Origin of the sequence: Streptomyces griseoruber, from assembly GCF_001514205.1 — a bacterium.
GTDB classification, from domain to species: domain Bacteria; phylum Actinomycetota; class Actinomycetes; order Streptomycetales; family Streptomycetaceae; genus Streptomyces; species Streptomyces griseoruber.
In genome coordinates this window covers 32349-49544 of sequence record NZ_KQ948784.1, presented here as the reverse complement: position 1 = coordinate 49544, position 17196 = coordinate 32349, and the positions used below count along the sequence as shown (strand labels likewise).

Here is a 17196-nt window from a genome sequence, read left to right as displayed (position 1 = left end):
CCTCGGCTACAGCCACTCCCCTTCCACGGCCGTGGCGGTCAGTCCCGGTGCGGCCGCGTACAGGACCGTGCGACTGCCCGACTTCTGGCCGGCCTCGTGCGCGCGGCACAGGATGTCGAGCACCGCGGCGCCGCCGCGGTTGCCCGTGGTGTAGCTGTCCCGGCTGTAGGCGAGAAGGCCGGTCGGCCATCCTTCGGGCATCGTCTGTTCCATGTACTCCAGCACCCTCGTCCCGCCGGGATGCGCGAGCAGCAGGTCGGGATGCCACGGCTGCCCGTCGTCCCGATGGCGTACGCGCAACCACTTCCACATCGCGGCGACCGTCTCCTGTACTGCACGCGGTCCACGACGGTCCATCACGAAGTGCGTACCGTCGGCCCGGGTTTCCAGCCGGTGCAGGTCCATGGTGCCGGGCAGGGTGTGGTGCCAGACCGCGTCCACTCTGAGGACCGACTCCGGTCCGGGGCGTCCCGTGACCACCACGGCGACGGCGGTGTCCGCGAACAGCAGCCGCACGATCAGCGATTCCAGCGTGTCGTCGGCGGGCTGGTACGTGGTGCTCAGCGCCTCCGCTATCACGACCAGCACCACGCGGTCGGGGTCCGTCGCGACCAGATCGGCCGCCAACGCGAGCGACCGGGTGCCCGCGATGCAGGCCCACTGGGTGGCCGGCAGCAGCAGGACGTCGCTCCGCAGCGGAAGGCGGTTGAGCAGGGACAGGTCCAGCCCCGGCAGCGCCGGGGTGGTGGAGTGACTGGTGATCAGACAGTCGACGTCGGCGGCGTCCAGCCCTGCGGCGCGAAGGGCCCGACGCGCCGCGCGTTCCCCGTACGACTGCACGGCCGCCCAGGCCGGCGCGGTGCGCTCCTGAACGGTCTGCGGCGCGGGTATCGCCTCCAGTACGGCGATCGCGCGGTTCACCGCCTCGTCGCTGAACCCGCCACGGGTCAGCGCCTCACGAGCCGCGCCCGCGCCCGGAGTTCGCAGGCCCCTGCCACCGCTGGGCGCGGCGGCCGACTCCAGCGGCAGCATCCACCCCCGTGAGGTGATCCCCGTACTCGCGGCGATGCCGTCCATCCTCGGCAGCCACGGCGCCCGCGGGTGCCGGTCTCGCACCTCCGCCAGGATCTGGCCGGTCTTCACGACATGTTCGCCTTGCACCACGACAGGAGGACACAGGTAGGCGCCCATAGCACGCATCTTTCTCAGGAAACCCGTGGATGACGTCCAGTGTCTGAAACCTGCCCGATGCGGCAGACCGGGGTCAAGATGCTTTCATCGCAATCTACTTCGCATTCCACCTGTCTTTGTCCATATCGCGCGAGAACGGGACCGTGAGGGTTCGGTCCTGTCCGCCACGGTGAAGATCACCGACGGTATCGCCACCAGCATCACCGAGGAGCTGGCGGGCGTGTTCGACGGTCAGGAGCCGGGAGTTCGGCCACCGCTCGCGCATGGCTCGGGCGCCGGAGTAGAGGGTGCGGGGGTCGCCGGTCGCGGCGAGGAGCAGGGCGGGGACGTCGTTGTCGAGCACGGTCGGTGCTTCGGCAGGCGGGTCCCAGAACTCGCAGGGGGTGATGTCGTTCGCCAGTGGACCGGCGAGCGGGCACCTCTCACGCGACTTCTCGACCGCGCGCCAGGAGCTGCCGACGCCGCGGCGCTCGGCCACGTCGCCGCAGAGGATCGACGTCATCTGGCTGGAGGAGGCCGAGCCCGCCGAGGTCAGCAGGAACTCCAGCTGCTGTGCCAGTCCTTGGGACGGCTCGACCGGCTTCCGGTCGGCGGCGCGGGCCAGGAGGCCCACGGTCCGGGCCAGGTCTGCGCGCCGCTCGTCGAGATCGCTGCCGAGGCCGCCGATGAGGAGGGCGGGGAGCACGTGCTCGTCCAGCAGGAGTCGTCGTTCCTCTCGTCGTAGTACCAACTCCACTGGGAGTCGCGGACGCCGTACACGGTGGGGGTGAACAGGCCCTTGGCGCCCCAGCGGGAGCCGTGGTTGTAGACGACGTCCTGGTAGATCTTCATGCCCTTGGCGTGGGCCGCGTTGATCAGGTCCTGGTAGGACGCGCCGGCCGACTCCAGGCGGGGGTCGACCCTGTCATCCACGTGAAGGGATCCGACGCAGGGGTACGGCTCGGACCGGTCGGACGCGGCGTGAACCGATGCGCCCCCTGCGCCCCTCCATCGCTCCGAGTTAGGGTGTACTTGCCGTCGGTGACCCTAGGGGGCCTTCCGTGACGATCGACACCACCGAGTCCCTCGACCGGGCACCCGCGGTCCCCCGTCTCACGGTGGTCCGCGTCGGCGTGAGCGGACATCGCTCGATCCCCGCCACCGTCCTCCCCCACGTCCGCTCCGCCCTGCGGCGCCGGTTCAGCCGCAAGGACGTCGCGTGGGAGGCCGTCAGCAGCCTTGCCGCCGGGGCCGACCAGTTGTTCGCCGACATCGCCCTGGAATACGGCGTCCCGGTGACGGCGGTGATCCCGGGCATGGACTACGAGACGCACCTGGGCGACACACAGACGCAGCTGACGTACCGCAGAATCCTCGGATCCTGTACGCACCGGATCGATCTGCCCCTGCAACCGACGCACGAGAAGGCCTATGTCGCGGCCGGCCAATGGATCGTGGAACACGTCGACCACCTGGTCGCCGTCTGGGACGGTCGCCCGGCCCGCGGCCCGGGCGGCACCGGCGACGTGGTGGCCTACGCGCGGCGCCTCGGGGTGCCGGTGACGGTGCTGTGGCAGGCGGGAGTGCTCAGGGACTGACCCCGGGGGCCCGACGCTCAGCCGCCGAAGCGCACCAGCCACTCCGTGTGGGCCGGCGACATCAGACGTTCCGTCTCCCCCACGGCGTCGGCCCAGCCCGCCTCGGTCACCGTGGTGGACATGGCGACCCGGGCCGCTTCGAGGTCCTGTTCGATGAGGGTGTGGGCATACGTCAGCGGCCCGTGCCGCCGTACCTCCTGCCAGGCCACGCCCGCCGCCGCGGCCGCGCTGAGCAGTCCTGCGAGATCCGCGCCGCCGAGCAGCCCGGTGGTGCCCAGCAGAGCGGCCGTCAGGGCGAGCAGGGTCAGGGCGGCGGTGAAGGCCGACCAGCGGGCTGCGGCACGACGGGAGCGTACTGCCCGGTTCTTGTACCAGACCGTCTGCTCCAGCAGCCGGTCACGCAGATAGATGTCCCGGCGGGCGGCGTACGACTTGGCCCGCACGGCACGCATCTGCGGAGTGATCTGCCCGGTGCCGAACTCGCGGGCCTCTTCCCGGGAGTCCTCCCAGCCACACGTGCGCAGCTCGCGCAGCCGCTCCTCGAGCCGCTCGGCGAACACCGCGTCCGGGTCCGCGACCCCGGAGTGGAAGGAGCCGCCGTGCACCATGTACTGCCAGGCCAGCGTCTTCACCAGCTCGGCGGCCGCCCGGTGTGCCTGCCAGTGGGTCCGGGAGCGGCGGCGCGAGGTGACCAGACCGAGGAGGATCGTCACGCCGTACAGGACGGCGGCGAGCGCCGCCATGAGATGGCCGGAAGCCTGCTCGGTCAGCAGGGCGGCCGCGGTGGCCAGGAGCAGGACGACCAGATGGGTACGGACCCCTTTGAACGACTCACTCTGATGACGTAACGCCCATTGATCACTCTGCCGGAACAGCGGTGGCAGGTCCCCGTCCTTCAGCATCGTGCTCGGCGCAGGAGTCGTACCGGCCGCCATGGCGCCCCCCGAAATCGCTGCGCGCCCCCGACTTCTTCCGCGCGCCCCCTGAAAGCCAGCGTACGAATGGATGGACCGGCTGAACCAGCCCCCGCACAGGACGAGGTCCTGGGGTTCCTGTTGTAGGGTCCGCACTATCGGGACAACACCGCTGTTCCCTGCGATCCGAACCGGAGCGACGCAACCGCCATGATCCTCGACGTGACGCCCATGAGGCGCCCCTCCCAGACCCCCGTCTCGGCCGACCGCCGCACTCGTCTGACGGACATCGACCCGTACGCGGCCGCCGCCGCACGCACCGCGGGCCGGGTGACGGACGTCCCCGACCGCCGCTCGGGCCGGCCGATCACCTTCAACTCGGCCTCCTGACCCGGGCGCCGACGCGGAACGCGACACGGATCGGGGTGCGCCCGGCGGATTCCCTCGCCGCGCGTACCCGCGCCAGTGACGCGACGGAGCGTCAATGCGCCCTGGCTTTGCGCGGTTTGACGTGTCGTGGGGTGGGCCGCGTGCCACACTCCTCCAGTGACGAGTCAGGCCCCGGACCATCCACCTCTGAGACAGCTGGTCCTCAAGATCCACAGCAGATGTGATCTGCTCTGCGACCACTGCTACGTGTACCAGCACGCCGACCAGAGCTGGCGGTCCCGCCCGACGTTCATCCGCCCGGAGACGGTGCGTTCCGTCGCCGGCCGACTCGCCGAGTACGCTGCCTCGCGGTCCCTGGAGTCCGTGTCGGTGATCCTCCACGGCGGCGAACCCCTGCTGGTCGGCCCGGCCCGGCTGCGGGACATCTGCGCGGAACTCACCCGGGCCCTCTCCCCCCACACCACGGTCGACCTCCGGATGCACACCAACGCGGTCACCCTCAACCGCCGCCATCTCGACGTCTGCAGGGAATTCGGCGTCCGGGTCAGCGTGTCGCTCGACGGGGACCGGTCGTCGAACGACCGTCACCGACTCGATCGCCGGGGGCGCAGCAGCTACGACCGTGTGGTCCGCGGGATCCGGCTGCTCCAGGAGCCCGAGTACCGTCATCTGTTCAGCGGGGTGCTCTGCACGGTCGACGTGGCCAACGACCCCGTCGCGGTGCACGACGCGCTCACCGCTCTGCGAGCGCCCAGAATCGACTACCTCCTGCCCCACTCCACATGGGACAGCCCTCCGCCCCGTCCCGCGGGCGCCGAAACCCCTTACGCCGACTGGCTGCTCGCGATCTTCGACCGCTGGGAGCAGCAGGGCCGTCCGATGCCGGTGCGCACGTTCGACTCGGTGCTCAGCACCCTGCGGGGCGGCCCCAGCCTGACCGAGGCGCTCGGGCTCGCGCCCAGCGATCTGGCCGTGATCGAGACGGACGGCACCTTCGAACAGGCCGACTGGCTGAAGACGGCCTACGCGGGGGCTCCTGAAACAGGGTATGACGTCTTCCGGCACGGTTTGGCGGAATTCGCCGAGCATCCCGGGTTGCTGGCACGGCAGTCGGGCCTGGACGGGCTCAGCGACACGTGCCGTCGCTGTCCGGTCGTGCGCAGTTGTGGCGGCGGGCTGTACGGGCACCGCTACAGCTCCGGGCGCGGTTTCGACAACCCCAGTGTCTTCTGTGCCGATCTTCGCTCCCTGGTGGAGGGCATCGCCGACCGGGTGACCGACCCCTCGTTCTCCCGTGCCGTCCTCAGTACTCCCGAACTGCGTTCCGCGAACCGGGAGTTGGATGCGGTTCTGCTGCGCCGCGTGCAGGAGCAACTGACGCCCGAACCGGGCTGGCCGGACGCCTGGCGCCTGATGGTGGCGCTGGACAGCGACCCGGACACCGCCCCGTACCTGGACGAGGTGCTCGGGCACCCCTATGTGCGGACCAGCCTCCAGCGGTCCCTGCGGGGGCGTGCCGATCCCGCGCGATTCATGTCGCTGGCCGCAGCGGCCGCGCTGCGGGCGGGGGTGGGTGCCACGCTGGCGTGGGATCAGCCGGGCAGCCGACTGCATCTGCCCACTCTGGGCACCTACCGGCTGGACGCCCCCGGCCGGATCGAGGTCAGCGTGACGGCCAACGCCTTCCGGGTGCGCACCGGGAGCGATCCGAAGGGCACGCTGGTGAGGCTCGACGCGACCGCCGCCCCGCCTCGCTGGCGCCCGCTGTCCCGGCTGTGGGCACCCGACGGCCCGCTCGTCGACGACGCCGATCCCTACCGCGACTGCCATCCGGCCGCCGTGGCGCCGCCGCCCGCGGGCGAGGAGTTCTCCGAGCGGATGAGACAGGCCTACGAGATCCTGGAGAAGGACGCCCCGGACCACGCCGGGGACCCGGACGCGTTCCGTCCCACTGTCCTCACCCCGCTGGAGGCCGGCAGCGGTCTGCAGCTCGGCGAGCACGGGTTCGGAGCGCTCGGCGTGGCCGTGGACGTGCAACCCAAGGAATTCGCACGTGAGTTGCCGCGTATCGGGCGCCGGGCCAGACTCACCGCCCTGCGCGCGACAGCCGATCTGTACCGTCTGGGCAGCCCCGCGGGCGCACTGCTGGACCAGGCGGACGAGGGGCTGGGCCGTCAGGCGTACGACGAGGCCGCGCGGGCACTCTCCGCCCTCACCCTGCTGCCGGAGCGCGAACTGACCGGCACCGGCGCGGTACTGGTGGCCCGGATGTGGTCACAGTGGGCGGGGCACCGTGGCTGACCCTGTCGACGCACCTGTGCCGGAGGCCGCGAGCAGGGAGCAACTGACCTCTCTCCTGGCCTCGTTGGGCGTCCGACGGGGCGGCGTCCTCATGGTGCACGCCTCACTGAGCGGCACCGGCATCGCCCCGGCGTCGGTGCGGGACGCGCTGCTGGAGAGCCTCGGCCCCACGGGAACGCTGATCGTGCCGGCCTTCACCCCGGAGAACTCCGACAGCTCACGGGCGTACCGGAACGCCGTCGAGGGCCGGAGCGAGACGGAAGCGGCTGAATACCGCAGGGCGATGCCGCCGTTCGACCCGGGCAGCACCGCGTGCCCGACGATGGGGGCGCTCGCCGAGTGCGTGCGTTCCACGCCGGGCGCCGTACGCAGCGCGCATCCCCAGACCTCGCTCGCCGGACTCGGGCCGCGGGCACGGACGTTGCTGCGACGCCATCCGCTCCGCAGCCACCTGGGCAGACTCTCGCCGATGGCCGGGCTGTACGCCGCCGACGCCCAGATCCTGCTGCTGCGGGTCGGATTCGAGGTGTGCAGCGCTTTCCACTACGCCGAATACCTGATGCGGCCGAGACCGCCGAAACGCACGTACCGGTGCGTGGTGCGGCACAAGGGGAACTGGGTCTCGTACCATGACGTCGCCCTGGACGACAGCGACTTCGGCGAGATCGGTTCACGGCTCCCGGGCGCGTTCCTGCGTCGAGGCGAGTGGGCGTCGAAAGCCGTCGTCCTCTGCGGAATACGGGACGCCGTCGCCCACGCCAAAGGGCACATGACCAGATATCGCAAGGCTTTGGCCTGAAAACGATGAACCGTCCAGGCGCCGTTCAGGCACATTGTTGGTTCCGGTTCAAGGCGCCGTCGGCGGGGGCAGTCCAGCGGCTTGTCGGCGGGCGGGGGGACGTGTGGACATACCTGAACGGCTGCACGGTCGGGTGCCGGACAACCGGCCGCACTTCTTCTTGTCGTACGCCCACACTCCCCCGTGGGGCCCCGACAGCGGCGATCCCGATCACTGGGTGCGCGTGCTGTACAAGGACCTGTGCAGCCACATCATGGCGCTCACCGATCTGCCGGCCGGCTCCGCCGTCGGCTTCATGGACCGGGAGATGCGCTCCGGGGAGGGCTGGCCCGAGAAGCTGAGCGAGAATCTCGCCACCTGCCGGGTCTTCGTGCCGCTCTTCTCCCCGCGCTACTTCACGAGTGAGATGTGCGGGCGGGAGTGGTTCGCCTTCACCGAGCGGATGCTGCATGCCAAGAGCACCGGCGCGGGCAGTGTGTCGGCCATCGTGCCCGCCCTGTGGACCCGGGTCGAGTTCTCCGAACTCCCCGACTCCGTACGCCACATCCACCTGGACAACTCCGGCGTCGGCAGCCGCTACGCGACCAACGGGATCTACGGGCTGATCAAGCTCAACCGGTTCCGCGACGAGTACGAGGAGACCGTGCTGGGCCTCGCGGAGCGCATCGTGCGCGTCGCCCGCGAGTCGCAGCTGCCCGTCAGCCGGCCCCGCGACTACGAGGCGACCCCCAGCGCCTTCAAACCGCGCGGCTCAGGTCCCCGGCACATCCACCTCACCGTCGCCGCCCCCACCCGCGACACCCTGCCCGAGTACCGCGACCGGCATCCGTACGGCGACGACGCGCTGAGCTGGAACCCGTACCACTCGGAGTCCACGCGGCCGCTGTCCGCGCTCGCCGAGGACCTGATCCGCTCCCTGGACTACCGGGTGACCGTCGCCGACTTCGACGACGAGGACACCGGCGAGCCTGCACCGGCCGAGCCCGCCGCGCCGGACCCGCAGACCGCACGCCCCGGGATCCTGATCGTCGACCAGTGGGCACTGACCGACGAGGAGCGCCGGCGCCGGCTCAAGACCTTCGACGCGGCCGCCCGTCCCTGGGTGAGCGCGATCGTGCCCCGCAACCGGGCCGACCTGCAGTGCCGCAGCGAGGAGGGGCAGCGGCTGGCGGAGGAGCTGGAGCGGTCGATGCCGACGATCCTGGAGCGGGCACGGCGCGGCGACAGCCGTATCGCCGTCAACGGCGTCCCCACACTCAACGCGTTCACCGGCGTACTGCCCGCCGTGGTGGCACACAGCACCCGGCAGTACCTCAAGCACGCCGAGGCCCGGCTGCCGCAGGCCCCGCACGTACCCAGGCTCCGGCTGACGGACCCGCCCGGCCCCGATACGGGAGACGACCACCAAGGAGAGGCATGACGGCCGCCAGGGACGGACGCATCATCACCTTCTACTCGTACAAGGGTGGCACCGGACGTACCATGGCGCTGGCCAATACGGCGTGGATCCTCGCCGCGAACGGCAAGCGCGTCCTCGCCGTCGACTGGGACCTCGAGGCGCCGGGCCTGCACCGCTTCTTCCACCCGTTCCTCGACCCCAACGCGCTCACGGCGACCACGGGGGTCATCAACATCCTCCAGGACTACGCCTGGGCGGCCACGGACGGCGCCCGCCGCAGCGGGGCCTGGCATCTGGAGTACGCGGACGTCGAGCAGCACGCCGTCTCGCTCACCCCCGAGCGACTGGGGCTGAACTTCCAGGACGGGGGCTCGCTGGACTTCCTCTCCGCGGGCCGTCAGTTCCGCGCGTACTCGGCGACGGCCTCCTCCCTGGAGTGGGACAACTTCTACGACCGCCTGGGCGGCGGCGCCTTCCTCGAGGCCCTGCGCGACAGCATGAAGCGGTCCTACGACTACGTCCTGATCGACTCGCGCACGGGGCTGTCGGACACCGCGGACATCTGCACCCTGCAGATGCCGGACATGCTCGTCGACTGCTTCACGCTCAGCGACCAGTCCCTGGACGGCGCCGCCGAGGTCGCGCACAGCGTCGGGGACGAGCACCGCAAGCGGCGGATCCGGGTGCTGCCCGTGCCGATGCGCATCGACGAGGGCGAGAAGGACAAGGTCGACGCCGGCCGCGCCCTGGCCCGGCTGAAGTTCATGGGGCTGCCCAAGGGGCCGAACGGCGAGCAGCTGAGCGCCGAGGAGGCCACCGCCTACTGGGGCAGCGTGGAGATTCCCTACCGGCCCTACTACGCCTACGAGGAGACGCTCGCCACCTTCGGCGACGAGACCGGCGACCCCAAGTCGCTGCTGTCCGCCTTCGAGCGCCTGACGTCGGTGGTCTCCGACGGCGAGGTGACCGGGCTGCCGCCGATACCGGAGTCGGTGCGGCTGCGCTGCCGGGACACGTTCATCCGGCGCCGGCCACAGACGGTGGCGGCGGAGATGGTCGTGGCCTACGCGGCGGAGAACAGAATGTGGGCGGACTGGGTCGAGTCGCTGCTCAGGCGGGCCGGGTGCAACGTCACCCTGCACAACCTGTCCGGCGGCACCCTCGACCGCGTCGAGCCCGGCACCCGTACCCTCGTCCTGCTGTCCAACGCCCTCCAGCGCTCCCGCCATGCCGAGACCGTCCTCGCCGCCCTCATGTCCGCGGAGACGACCCCGGGCGCGCTGGTGCCCGTGCGGGTCGACGAGGTCCGGCTGCCGGAGGCGTACCTGGACCGGGGCGGCCCGGCCGATCTGCAGGGACTCGACGAGACGGGATGTGCCACCGTCCTCCTCGACGCGCTGGAGCTGCCCGGGCAACTCCCGGACGGCGGACCGGCCGCGCCCCGGTTCCCCGGGCAGACACCCAAGTTCTGGAACGTGCCGCAGCGCAACAGCACCTTCACCGGGCGCGGGCAGATCCTGGAGCAGGTACGTGACCAGCTGCGGGGCGGCATGTCGGTCGTCCTGCCGCAGCCGCAGGCGCTGTTCGGGCTCGGTGGCGTCGGCAAGACGCAGATCGCCCTGGAGTACGTGCACCGGTTCATGGCGGACTACGACCTGGTGTGGTGGGTCTCCGCGGAGCACATCGACGACGTGGTCGCCTCGCTCGCCGAACTCGGCGCGCTCATCGGCGCACCCGGCGGTGAGGACATGGCCCTGGCCAGCCAGGAGACCGTGCACATGCTCTCGCGCGGAATCCCGACGGAGCGCTGGATCCTGGTGTTCGACAACGCCGACTCGCCCGAGGAGCTCACCGGCTACTTCCCCACCGGCAGCAGCGGGCACATCCTCGTCACCTCCCGCAACCAGTCGTGGTCCCAGCAGGGGGCGACGCTCGCCGTCGACGTCTTCCTGCGGCGCGAGAGCGTGGAGCACCTCTCCCGGCGCGCTCCGGGTCTGACCGCCGACGAGGCCGACCAGGTGGCCACCGCGCTGGGCGACCTGCCGCTGGCCGTGGAACAGGCGGCGGCCTGGCTGGCCGAGACCGCCACCCCGATCGCCGAGTACCTGCGCCGGCTCACCGAGCAGACGGCCGCGGTCCTCGCGCTCAACCAGGCCTCCGACTACCCGGAGACGGTCGCCGCGACCTGGAACATCTCCATCGAGCGGCTGAAGGAACGTTCTCCCGCCTCGGTGCGGCTGCTCCAGCTGTGCGCCTTCCTCGCCCCCGAGCCGATCTCCTCGCAGCTGCTCTACAGCAAGGAGATGATCGACGCGCTCAAGCCGTACGACCCCGCCCTGCAGGAGAGTCTGCTGCTCGGCCGGGTCATCCGGGAGATCGGCCAGCTCGCGCTCGCCAAGGTCGACCAGGTCTCCAGCTCCATCCAGGTGCACCGGTTGGTGCAGGCCGTGATCCGCTCGCAGATGTCGGAGGAGGACCGGCGCACCGCCCGGCACATGGTCCACACGGTCCTCGCGGGCACCCGGCCCGACGGCGACGAACCCATCGACGATCCCGAGTCCTGGCCGCGCTTCGGTGTCATCTGGCCGCACCTGGCCGCCTCCGACATCCGCAACTGCACCGAGGCGGACCCGCGCCGGCTGCTCATCGACCGTGTCCGCTACCTGTGGAAGCGCGGCGAGTTCCCGCGCGCGCAACGACTCGCCCAAGACCTCCTGGCCCACTGGAAGCCGCTCCTCGGCGAGGACGACGTGCAGTACCTCTACCTTCGATGCCAGCTCGCCAACGTCCTGCGCTCGCAAGGGCGTTACGTGGAGGCGCAGGAGATAGACGAGGAGCTGCGCGACCGGCAACGACGCGTGCTGGGCACCACGCACCCGCACACCTACGTCACCACGTCCAGCCTCGCCAGCGACCTCGCCGCCCTCGGGGAGTACACCAGGGCGGTGGAACTGGCGAAGGAGGCGCACGAAGGCTTCAGCCAGATCTTCCACGAGTCCCACCCCCGCACCCTGAACGCCGCCAACAACCTCGCGCTCGCCCTGCGCATGGTCGGCAACTACGGCGAGGCCCGACAGCTCGACCAGCAGACCTACGACCGCCGTACCGAGGTCCTCGGCCCGGACCATCCCTACACGCTGGCGTCGGCCGACAGTCTCGGCCGCGACCTGCGCGAGGTGGGCCGGTACACCGAGTCGGTGACCGTGCTCTCGAAGGCGTACCAGCAGCACAAGCGGATCCTGGGCAAGGACTTCCCCGGCACGCTGCGGTGCGCCAAGTCACTCGCGGTCTCCCTGCGCCGGGCCGGCCTCTTCGAGGATGCGCTGCGGCTGACGTCGGCGACCCTGGAGCAGTACCGCCAGCAGTACACGGCACCCACCCCGGACTCCTTGGCGTGTGAACTCAATCTCGCCGCCGACCTGTTCGCGGCCGGTGACCGGCAGGAGGCGCGAAAGGTGGCCCAGCGGGTGCTCGCCGAGTATGTGAAGGTCCCCGGCGAGGCACACCCCTACACCCAGGCCGCGATGAACAACCTGGCCATCTTCCACTGGGGTTGCGGCGACATGGAGCAGGCCGAGACCGTGTTCCGCAGGACGATCGAGCGGATGACGGACGTGCTCGGCGACCACCACCCGCACACCCAGTTCTGTTCCGCCAACTACGCCATCGTGCTGGCCGGGACGGACCGGCCGGAGGAAGCCTGGAAGCTGGAGAAGCGCGCTGTGGACGCCCTGCGCGGCATCCTCGGCGCCCAGCACCCGGAGACCCTGGCCGTCGTCAGCAACAGCGCCCTCACCCTCGCCGCTCTGGGCCGCACCGACGAGGCCCGTGCCCGCCGCGGGGAGGCCGTGAACGAACTGGAGCGCCAGCTGCGCCAACTCGGCGAGAGCAACGGCATCACCCACTTCGTGGCACTCGAACGGCGGGTGTACCGGGATCTGGAGCCGCTGGCGGTGTGAGGCACGCCGACGGCCTCAGTCCCCCGGCGTGTCCTGCAGCAGCCAGTCCAGTACGTCCGGGAGGGCGCGCAGGGACGCGAAATGCGCCGCCCCGGGTTCCAGGACGGCTTCGGCCCGGGGGATGCGCTCGGCCAGCCACGAAAAGTGCGAGGGCGGGGAGAACACGTCCTTCGCGCCGTGCCACAGCAGCACCGGCACCCCGATGTGCGCCGGGTCGAAGCCCCAGGGGCTGGTCAGCGCGAGCGCATCGTCGATCCAGCCGTACGGTGACGTGCGCAGCGCCTCGTGATAGTTGCGCAGCAGCATGGAGCGGATGCTGTTCTCGGAGACGATCAGCCGGTCCTCGTCGGTCAGGTCGGAGCGAAGCTCCTCCAGCAGCCGCGCCGGGTTGCTGCGGATGGCGGCCGAGCGCGGGATGATGCCGGCGGCGTACCGCTCCGGGTCGGTGAACGCCGTGCGGAAGTCCCGGACGTTGAACGGTGTCATCCCCGCGAACCAGTCGAGCCCCTCGGCGTCCCTCGGTGCGAGGCCCACCAGGGCGGCGGCCCGTGTCACGCGTGCGGACAGGATCGCGGCGCAGGCGAGGGCGTGCGGTGCCCCGCCGGACCGGCCGGCCACCGCGAAGCGGCCCAGCCCGAGGGCGTCGGCGACGGCCGCGACGTCCTCGGCGACGTCCACGACGCGCCGCCCGGGCCTGCGGTCCGAGCCGCCGTATCCCGGTCGGTCGAAGCTGATGAGCCGGGCCCCGCGCTGGTAGAGGAACATGGCCCGGGGCCGCGGCCCGACCCGGCTGCCGGGCATGCCGTGCAACAGGAACACCGGTCTTCCACGCGGATCCCCCGAGATCTCCACGCGCAACCGCCGCCCGCCAACCGTCCGCACCAGGTCAGGCACCGCCGTGTCCCCCTCCCGCGCCCATGCCCGGGACCACGTTGCACGTCACCTGCCCGTACGACCGGTCCGTGAAACGAACGCGCAGGTCAACTGGTATCAGGGAAGCAGGGTTTGGCTCGGTTGCACCGGCTGCCCGGCCCGATCCGGGCGTCGGCCCGCAGACCGGTCGGTCAGCGTCGCGGTGTCGCCGTCCGGTGGTCGCCGCCGCTGCGGCCCGCGCGGGTGTGTGTGCGGTGGTGGGGGTGGCTGTGGGCGGTCACCGCCAGGGTGGCCAGGACGGCCACTCCCGCCACCTCCACGTACAGGGTCGGGCGGACCAGCTCCGCGCCGGTCGACTCGACGAATCCGAACAGACCCGTGGTGAGGCTGAGCACCAGGGCGCCCAGCGTGCCGGCCGTGAAGAGGGCGCTGACCGCGGCCACCGGGGCCAGCCCGCGCACGGGGGTGACCAGCAGCGCCGCGGCGAGCAGGATGCCGATGACTCCGTTGACCAGGAAGAGCGGCCCGATGGTGACGAGGTCCCGGTAGCCCTCGGCCCACAGGCGCAGATGGATCGCGGCCATCGCCGCCGTCAGCCCCGCGCCGGCCAGGCGCAGGACGAGCGTCGCGGCCGTTCGCTCAGTAGCCATTGCTCGTGGAGGTGTCGCTGCTGGTCGGCGCCGGGGTCCCGCCGACCGCGAGGTGCGTCTTCATACCGAGGTCCTTGTGTCCGTCGACCGGGCAGTACACCTGGTACGAGCCGGGCTTCAGCGTCACCGTCAGGGTCGCGGACTGCCCGGGCTCCAGCGTCTTGCTGCGGTTCTCGCCGCCGGGGCCGTCGAGCTCCAGGGCGTGTTCGTGGTGGCCCATGTTCTGCGCGGTGAAGGTGTACCGGCCGGGCTGGAAGTTCTGTGCCGAGAGCTGGATGTGGAAGTCGGTCAGCTTCGCCGTGACCTGGGTCCCCGAGGTCGCGGGCTTCGACGGGGCCGGGGCCGTGGTGGCACCGGTGCCGCTGCTGTCACTGCCGCCGCCTCCGCAGGCGGCGAGCAGGGCGGTCAGACCGCCGGCGGCCACGCCGAGGAGCACGCGGTCGCGGGTGTGCGGGATGGTCATGAGTCGGTCCTCCGGATTCGTCCCCCTGCAAGGGGTACGGCCCCGGCGGGCGGAGGGATTGCGGTCCGGAGGATCGCGTGGGGAGGGAGAGAATTGGGTGGGGGGACCATTGCGTGGCGGGGAATTGCTGTCAGCGCAATCCCTTCCGGGCGCCGGAACGTATTCCTGGTATGTGGCGCATGGGCCTTTCCTTCGGGCGGGTGCCCGACGAGGCACTGCTCACCGGCCTGACGACGGGCGATCCCGAGCTCGCCGTGGCGTTCGTGCGCCGCTTCCAGAGCACGGTCCACGGTGTGGCCCTCGCCGTCCTGGGCGACGCCCAGCTCGCCGAGGACGTCGCCCAGCAGACCTTCGAGCGGGCCTGGCGACACGCACAGATGTTCGACTCCCGGCGGGGCTCCGTGCGGGCCTGGCTGACGACCATCGCGCACAACCTGGCGATCGACGCGGTACGGGCCCGGCGGGCGCGACCGGTCGCGCCGGAGGACCTGGACGCGCTGCTGGGCAGCATGACCGAGACGCCCGAGCGGCGGGCGCTCGCCGACGACAACGCGGAGCGGGTCCGGCGGGCGGTCGCGGAGCTGCCCCGGGAGCAGGCGCGGGCCCTGGTGATGGCCGGGATCTACGGGATGACGGCCTGGGAGGTCGCGGAGGCCGAGCACATTCCGCTGGGCACGGCGAAGACCCGGATCCGGACCGGCACGCGCAAGGTGCGTGCCCTCCTCGAGACGGAGGAGAGGCGGTGAGCGGCATGGAGTGCGAGCGGCTGCGGGAGCAGGGCGCCGAGCTGGCGCTCGGGATCCTGCCGGCCCGCGAGCGGGCCGAGGCCGTCGCCCATCTGGACCGTTGCCCGGACTGCCGGGAGCATGTCGAACGGCTGACGGCGGTCGGCGACGGTCTGCTCGCGCTGCTGCCGGACGCCGAGCCGCCGGTCGGTTTCGAGAGCCGGGTCGTACGGGCCCTGGGCGCGGCCCCCGCGGCGAAGCCCCGCAGGCACCGGCTACGGCTGGCGGCGGCCGCGGTGGCCGCGACCGTGGCCTGCGGTTTCGGCGGCTGGGCGGTCGGCACGGTGGTCGAAGGCGCGCCGTCGTCGGTCTCCCGGCGGACGGACGGCGATCTGCGGGAGGCCGCCCTGGTCTCCGGCGGCCACGAGGTGGGCCGCATCTTCACTCATGGCGGTGACCGGGGCTGGGTGTACATGTCCGTCGAGCTCCCCGGGACCGACCGGGGCCCGGTGCGGTGTCTGCTCGTCCACGCCGACGGGTCGACGGTCCCGATGGGTTCGTTCCCGCTCAAGGACGGTTACGGGTACTGGGGGGCACCGGCCCCGGTCGATCCGACGACCGTGACCGGCGCCCGCCTGGTGGGCCCGGACGGGAGCGTCCTGGCCACGGCGCGCTTCCCGACGAGCTAGTGCCGCGGCAGGCGACGTTCGCCCCGTCGCGACGCCCGGCACGCACTCTCGCCGCACCGGCCGAAAGCCCAAGTACGTCCAGTACGAGGACTTCCGGCCGGCACGCCGAGAGCACGCACCGGACGCCGCTCCTTGACGGGCAAACGTTGCCTGCCGCGGCACTAGACGAGCAGTTGCGCACGCACCTCGTCGGCCTTACGGCCGTCCGCGGCCGCCTCCTCCTTCAGCTTGTCCAGCACGGACAGCCTGTCCTCCGCATGGATCCGCCGCGTCGTCACCCGGTCCGGATAGCAGCGCAGGAACATGGAGGTGAAGTGACTGCCGTAGTGCAGGAACTCGGTGTCGTCGGTGCTGTCGAGCGGACGGGCCGCAGCCTGGAAGCTGGGCTCGTGGAAGTAGGCGAAGGCGTAGCGCTCCCGGTCGGCGAGTTTCACCTTGTGAGGTGTGGAGAGCAGGGTTCCGCCGGTGAGGAACTGGAAGAGGTCGCCGGGGAACACGGTGAAGGTGTGCGGCACCGGCGGGACGTAGGTCCAGCGGTCGTCGTCCTCGTAGACGCCCGCTGCGCTCTCCTCGGGCAGCCAGTTGCGGTTGCGGCGCTCGCCCTCGATCGGGGGCCGGATGTAGAGGGCCTGTCCGGCCTCGTCCTGGGTGCGATGACCAGCAGACCGTAGTCGGTGTGGGCGCCGATGCCGCGGTCGGTGGTCGCGGACGCGGCGGGGAAGCGCAGGACGCGCATGTGGTGCCAGCCGTCGTCGGTCAGCCGGGTGAACGCCTCGATGTCCTGGCCGAGTCCGAGCGCGGTGAGCCTGAGGATCCGCTCGCCGAGGTCCCCGGACTGTTCCATGTAGGCGTTGATCGCCTCCCGGTACTGCTCGTCCGGCCAGGGGACGGGGCCGTGACAGGGCCAGTTCTCGGCGACCCGGGAGTCGTCGAGGGACACGTCCTTGGTGACGGTGAAGATCTCCGAGCCGTCCTGGACGCCGTCGGTCACCTCTTCGCCGGAGGCGACGTAACCGCTGTAGCTGAGGTCGCTGAGGTGCCGGGACTTGTCGGCGAGCGGCAGGGAGAAGAACCGCCGGCTCGCCGCGTAGGCGTCGGCGACCACGCTCCGCTGCGCGGGCGGGATGGCGACCTGGTAGATGCCGTCGCGCTGCCATGCTTCGATCATCCGCTGTCCGAGGCGGATGTCCTCCGGTGTCCCGGTGACGGTCTCCGGGATGTCGAACGTGACGAGACCAGTCAAGGGAGTTCCCTTCGCGAGTGTGG

16 protein-coding genes and 1 pseudogene are annotated in these 17196 nt (G+C 71.2%); 8 read left to right on the top strand and 9 right to left on the bottom strand.

The window, feature by feature from the left end; translation table 11 throughout:
• Window positions 1-6 precede the first annotated feature (6 nt).
• From AQJ64_RS39745 to AQJ64_RS47100, 3 genes and pseudogenes are all read right to left on the bottom strand, one after another.
• Window positions 7-1191: a beta-ketoacyl-[acyl-carrier-protein] synthase family protein gene (locus AQJ64_RS39745; RefSeq protein ID WP_055634879.1), complete on the bottom strand. Its 1185-nt coding sequence runs from the start codon at window positions 1189-1191 to the stop codon at window positions 7-9.
• 94 nt (window positions 1192-1285) lie between these two features.
• Window positions 1286-1804: an alpha/beta hydrolase gene (locus tag AQJ64_RS39740; protein ID WP_240512686.1), complete on the bottom strand. Its 519-nt coding sequence runs from the start codon at window positions 1802-1804 to the stop codon at window positions 1286-1288.
• A gap of 97 nt (window positions 1805-1901) precedes the next feature.
• Window positions 1902-2094 (bottom strand): annotated as a pseudogene (locus AQJ64_RS47100) (hypothetical protein); the annotation flags it as partial.
• 143 nt (window positions 2095-2237) lie between these two features.
• On the opposite strand from AQJ64_RS47100, the gene AQJ64_RS39735 reads away from it, so the two are divergent.
• Window positions 2238-2768 (top strand): hypothetical protein, encoded by a 531-nt coding sequence (locus AQJ64_RS39735; RefSeq protein WP_240512688.1) that lies wholly within the window; start codon window positions 2238-2240, stop codon window positions 2766-2768.
• A gap of 17 nt (window positions 2769-2785) precedes the next feature.
• On the opposite strand, the gene AQJ64_RS39730 is transcribed toward AQJ64_RS39735, so the two are convergent.
• A complete protein-coding gene (locus AQJ64_RS39730) occupies window positions 2786-3703 on the bottom strand; it encodes a DUF4231 domain-containing protein (RefSeq protein WP_055634878.1) in 918 nt (305 codons plus the stop codon).
• Window positions 3704-3904: 201 nt separating this feature from the next.
• On the opposite strand from AQJ64_RS39730, the gene AQJ64_RS39725 reads away from it, so the two are divergent.
• The 5 genes from AQJ64_RS39725 (at window position 3905) to fxsT (ending at window position 12530) form a co-directional block, all read left to right on the top strand.
• Window positions 3905-4072 carry a hypothetical protein gene (locus AQJ64_RS39725; protein WP_157880969.1) on the top strand — a complete coding sequence of 56 codons (168 nt, stop codon included), beginning with the start codon at window positions 3905-3907 and terminating at the stop codon, window positions 4070-4072.
• A 156-nt stretch (window positions 4073-4228) separates the two neighbouring features.
• Entirely contained in the window at window positions 4229-6373 is a 2145-nt protein-coding gene (gene fxsBH, locus AQJ64_RS39720; protein WP_055634876.1) for a radical SAM/SPASM protein FxsBH, inactivated beta-hydroxylase extension form, read from the top strand.
• Between the two features lie 91 nt (window positions 6374-6464).
• Window positions 6465-7172: an AAC(3) family N-acetyltransferase gene (locus AQJ64_RS39715; RefSeq protein WP_079062215.1), complete on the top strand. Its 708-nt coding sequence runs from the start codon at window positions 6465-6467 to the stop codon at window positions 7170-7172.
• A gap of 103 nt (window positions 7173-7275) precedes the next feature.
• Window positions 7276-8592: a TIR-like protein FxsC gene (locus AQJ64_RS39710; RefSeq protein WP_157880968.1), complete on the top strand. Its 1317-nt coding sequence runs from the start codon at window positions 7276-7278 to the stop codon at window positions 8590-8592.
• Complete coding sequence (gene fxsT, locus AQJ64_RS39705) at window positions 8589-12530, top strand: FxSxx-COOH system tetratricopeptide repeat protein (RefSeq protein ID WP_079062207.1); 3942 nt, start codon at window positions 8589-8591, stop codon at window positions 12528-12530. Before AQJ64_RS39710 ends, fxsT begins: the two co-directional genes overlap by 4 nt.
• Before the next feature lie 15 nt (window positions 12531-12545).
• Here the strand turns inward: fxsT and AQJ64_RS39700 are convergent, their stop codons facing one another.
• From AQJ64_RS39700 to AQJ64_RS39690, 3 genes are all read right to left on the bottom strand, one after another.
• Window positions 12546-13424, bottom strand: coding sequence for an alpha/beta fold hydrolase (locus tag AQJ64_RS39700; RefSeq protein WP_055634875.1), 879 nt, complete (start codon window positions 13422-13424; stop codon window positions 12546-12548).
• A 170-nt stretch (window positions 13425-13594) separates the two neighbouring features.
• A complete protein-coding gene (locus AQJ64_RS39695; protein WP_059203431.1) occupies window positions 13595-14053 on the bottom strand; it encodes a hypothetical protein in 459 nt (152 codons plus the stop codon).
• A complete protein-coding gene (locus AQJ64_RS39690) occupies window positions 14043-14516 on the bottom strand; it encodes a hypothetical protein (protein WP_055634873.1) in 474 nt (157 codons plus the stop codon). Before AQJ64_RS39690 ends, AQJ64_RS39695 begins: the two co-directional genes overlap by 11 nt.
• A gap of 170 nt (window positions 14517-14686) precedes the next feature.
• On the opposite strand from AQJ64_RS39690, the gene AQJ64_RS39685 reads away from it, so the two are divergent.
• On the top strand, window positions 14687-15262 hold the full coding sequence (locus tag AQJ64_RS39685; RefSeq protein ID WP_055634872.1) for an RNA polymerase sigma factor: 576 nt from the start codon (window positions 14687-14689) through the stop codon (window positions 15260-15262).
• Window positions 15263-15267: 5 nt separating this feature from the next.
• Window positions 15268-15930 (top strand): hypothetical protein, encoded by a 663-nt coding sequence (locus AQJ64_RS39680; RefSeq protein WP_055634891.1) that lies wholly within the window; start codon window positions 15268-15270, stop codon window positions 15928-15930.
• 161 nt (window positions 15931-16091) lie between these two features.
• Here the strand turns inward: AQJ64_RS39680 and AQJ64_RS51435 are convergent, their stop codons facing one another.
• Window positions 16092-16427 carry a 2OG-Fe(II) oxygenase family protein gene (locus AQJ64_RS51435; protein ID WP_244902719.1) on the bottom strand — a complete coding sequence of 112 codons (336 nt, stop codon included), beginning with the start codon at window positions 16425-16427 and terminating at the stop codon, window positions 16092-16094.
• Entirely contained in the window at window positions 16361-17173 is an 813-nt protein-coding gene (locus tag AQJ64_RS39675) for a 2-oxoglutarate and iron-dependent oxygenase domain-containing protein (RefSeq protein ID WP_240513008.1), read from the bottom strand. Before AQJ64_RS39675 ends, AQJ64_RS51435 begins: the two co-directional genes overlap by 67 nt.
• Window positions 17174-17196: the final 23 nt, after the last annotated feature.